The 3514-nt window shown below is 71.8% G+C and carries 4 protein-coding genes; 2 read left to right on the top strand and 2 right to left on the bottom strand.

Annotation, left to right across the window (positions count from 1 at the left end; genetic code table 11):
* A partial coding sequence (locus AC13HU_RS34315) for a helix-turn-helix domain-containing protein (protein ID WP_483045904.1) occupies positions 1–348 on the bottom strand: 348 nt, incomplete at its 3' end.
* Between the two features lie 109 nt (positions 349–457).
* On the opposite strand from AC13HU_RS34315, the gene AC13HU_RS34310 reads away from it, so the two are divergent.
* Together AC13HU_RS34310 and AC13HU_RS34305 are read left to right on the top strand one after the other, a co-directional pair.
* Positions 458–1687 carry a PP2C family protein-serine/threonine phosphatase gene (locus tag AC13HU_RS34310; RefSeq protein ID WP_483045903.1) on the top strand — a complete coding sequence of 410 codons (1230 nt, stop codon included), beginning with the start codon at positions 458–460 and terminating at the stop codon, positions 1685–1687.
* Between the two features lie 145 nt (positions 1688–1832).
* Entirely contained in the window at positions 1833–2717 is an 885-nt protein-coding gene (locus tag AC13HU_RS34305) for an LAETG motif-containing sortase-dependent surface protein (RefSeq protein ID WP_483045902.1), read from the top strand.
* A 220-nt stretch (positions 2718–2937) separates the two neighbouring features.
* Here the strand turns inward: AC13HU_RS34305 and AC13HU_RS34300 are convergent, their stop codons facing one another.
* Entirely contained in the window at positions 2938–3426 is a 489-nt protein-coding gene (locus AC13HU_RS34300; RefSeq protein WP_483045901.1) for a hypothetical protein, read from the bottom strand.
* Between the last annotated feature and the right edge of the window lie 88 nt (positions 3427–3514).

Genomic DNA, 3514 nt, shown 5'->3' with positions numbered 1-3514 from the left:
CTGGAGGTCCGTGTGCGCGGAGACGAGCGCTTGGCGCCGGCGGGCGTGCCGGTGGGCACCCCGGAAGATCTGGTCGGCGGCGGCGTCGAGGCCGGCCGCGATCGCGTCGATCGGCGCGGTGCCCTCGGGCGTGTCCGCGACGGCGCCGACGATGAGGTCCTGGAGGGCGGCCGAGCCGGCGAAGAGCACCTCGCGCTTGTCGGCGTAGTGCCGGAAGAAGGTCCGCTCGGTCAGCCCGGCCCGCTTGGCGATCTCCGCGACGGTGGTCTGCTCGTATCCGCGCTCGTCGAACAGTTCCAGCGCTGCCTTGCCGAGACGCCCGCGCGCGTCCGGCTCCCATCTGCCCATGGCCCGATCGTACGCGAACCCGACAAGTGATGGCAGAAGCTGACATCGCTGGCTCCTTGCGGCTTTCCGCAAGGAGGATAGTTCGCAGATGGTGGGGTATAGGGAAGAAATGGACAGCAGCCGCTTGTCGGTGGACCGCCTCCTGGAACAGCCGTCTGGCCGTAGCAGGCTGGTGGCGCTGCCGTTCGTACTGATCGCGGTGATCGCCGCGATCGATCTGTCGCTCCCGCAGGACGTCCACCTCGGCCCGCTGCTCGTGATCGCGCCCGCCCTCACCGCGTCCCTTTCCGGGCCGCGGCTCACCGCCTTGGCCGGGGTGCTGGCCGTGGCGGCGCAGACGCTCATCGGGATATTCGAGGGCGGCCTCGGCACCGCCAACCACGTGGCGGAGATCATCGCGCTGTCCGTCCTGTCGGTCCTGGTGTTCCTGGTGTCCGTCGCGCGCGACAGACGCAACCGCGAGCTGGGCCGGGCACGTTCGGTAGCCGAGACGACACAGCGAGTGCTGCTGCGGCCGCCGCCGCGCTGGGTCGGACCGCAGCAGGTGGCCTGGCTGTATCTGACCGCCGAGGACGAGACGCAGATCGGCGGCGACCTCTTCGCCACCGCCCGCGCCGCCCACCCCGCCACTCGCGTGATCATCGGCGATGTACGGGGCCACAGCCTGGCGTCCATCGGTGAAGCGTCGATGGTGCTGGGCGCCTTCCGCGAAGCCGCCCACCGGAACGCCGAGCTGTCCGAACTCGTGGCCGCCGTGGAGGACAGCGTCAGCCGGAACCTGGAGGAGGTCGCGGACACCGAACGCGACGCCGGCGAGCACTTCGTCACCGCGCTCCTGCTCGACCTGCCGGACGACGGTTCGCGGGCGGAGATGATCAACTGCGGCCATCCGCCGCCCCTCCTCATCCACGACCACCAGGTCACGATCCTGTACGCCAGCCGGCCGTCGCCCCCGCTCGGCGTCACCGCGCCGCATCCCGCCGCGGGCCTGCACGCCGAGCCGTTCACCTTCGAGCCCGGCGACTTCCTCGTGCTCTACACCGACGGGTTCATCGAGGCGCGCTCCCCGGCCGGGGAGTTCTACCCGTTCGCCGAGCGCGTCGCCGAAATGTCCGCCAACGACCCGGACGCACTCCTGGACCACATCCACCGCGACCTGCTCCGGCACACCCAGGGGCCGCCCGCGGACGACGCCGCGCTGCTCATCCTCCAGCGGACGGCGCTACAGCAGGGGCCCGGGCAGCACGCGGGCCGGCGGTCCGACCAGTGGGCCGAGCGGACCGGTGGCCGGCCCGGTAGCGGGCCCGGCCGGCGGCCCGGTCGCCGGCGCGCGGCCTGACGGACGCGCGGCCTGACGGGCGCACCGGCCGAACTCGCGTTGAACGTCTGGCGAACAGCGCAAATCGCGTACAACGCCGTTCCCGTCACCGGGGTCACACGGGTGTCACACACGTCCGCGTCACGTCACTCGTGAGGACCTGCCCATGAAGCTTCGTCGTACCCGGTCGGCCGCTGCCGCGGCCACCGCGATCGTCCCGGCCGTGCTGCTGGGCGCCACGGCCGCGGCACATGCCGCTCCCGGACCGGCCACGTCGACCACGGCACCGTCATCGGTTCCCACGGCTACGGCTACGGCTACGCCCACGGCCACCGCCACGCCGTCCGATGCGGGGACGCCCACGGCCACCGCCCCACCGTCCGGTGCGGGAACGCCGCCACCGTGCAGCAGCGGGCCCTCCGCCACGATCCGCTTCCAGCTGAAGGGGCTGCCGTCCAGCATCGTGGCGGGCGGCGGCTGGTCCACCTTCACGCTGAACGTGGCCGGCACCACCGGCAAGGCACTCGGCGCGGTCGAGGCATCGGTCACCGCCAACAACGGCGAGGACAGCTACAACGCGGACCTCTACAAGCACGCGTACCTGGAGTACTGGGACGCCGGCAACGGCAAGTGGCTGAGCCTCAAGGACGAGGGCAAGGACGACATCCGCGAGACCGGCCTCATCTACGGCTACACCACGCTGAAGACCGCCCACGCGTCCGCTGACCTGAAGTTCCGGCTGCGGATCGACGCCGACGCCACCCCCGGCCCCGGCTACGCGGTCGGCGGCGGCACTTACGTCGACACCGCGAAGAACTGCACCCGGGGCAGCACCACCGACGCCACCTTCAAGGTGCTCGCGCCCGGTACGCAGAGCGGCGGCAGCGGCACACCGGCCCCCTCGACCGCTCCCGACGGCGGGACCCTCGCGGAGACGGGTTCGTCCTCCGCGACGCCGATGATCGCGGCCGTCGGCGGTGCGGCGGTGCTCCTCGGCGCGGCTGCGATCGGTGTCGTACGGCGCCGCAGGAAGGGTTCCGCGGCGCTCTGAGCCGCGCCGGAACCGGAGTACGTGGCGACCGCCGCCCGGGTGCGCCGGGCGCCGGGCGCCTTGCCCCGGGCTCGAACTCGCGCCCGGGGCACCGCGGTTACGTCACGCTGCGGCGGCGCCGTGCCGGTTGTGGAAGGCGCGGCGGTACATGTCCGGGCCCGGCTTCCTCCGCGCCCTTGGGGAGTTGAGCGTCGCATCGCGGGAGAGGACGACTACCCGGCTACTCGTCCTGAGCCGCCTTCTTCGCCTGAGTCGTCTTCTTCGCCGTGGCGGTCTTCTTGGCAGGGGTGGCCTTCTTCGCCCGAGCCGCCGGGACGGCCGGAGCCGCCGGAGCAGCCGGAGTTGCGGGAGCCGCCGGGACGGCTTGAGCGGCTGGAGCGGGCGGGGGGACCTTGGCGGTGACCTGGGTGCGGGTCCACATCGCAATCAGGACGGAGGCGAGGCTCATGACGGTGGACTGCTGGTCGGGGGTCCAGTGCAGGCCGAAGCCGATCGCGAGGGACATGCCCGCCTGGATGAGGCCGAGGACCGCGGCATGGACACCGTCATGGACGCTGAGGGCGACGAGCAGACCGACGACCGCGGCGGCGAACGCGTTCACGACGGCCTGCTGCTTGTCACTGAGATCCAGCCCGAACGCCGTGCTCAGCTTGACGACCACCGCCAGGAGCGACAGCCACAGCGCGGGCTCTCTCCCAAGGATTTTCATCTGCCGCTCCGATCAAAGGAGTTGGAGTACGCCCCGACCACACAAGTCCGGGCCGCGTCCTCATACCCCTGAGCACCCCGACTGATGC

This window comes from Streptomyces sp. NH27 (assembly GCF_056859195.1).
This window is presented reverse-complemented; position numbering and strand designations above follow the sequence as displayed.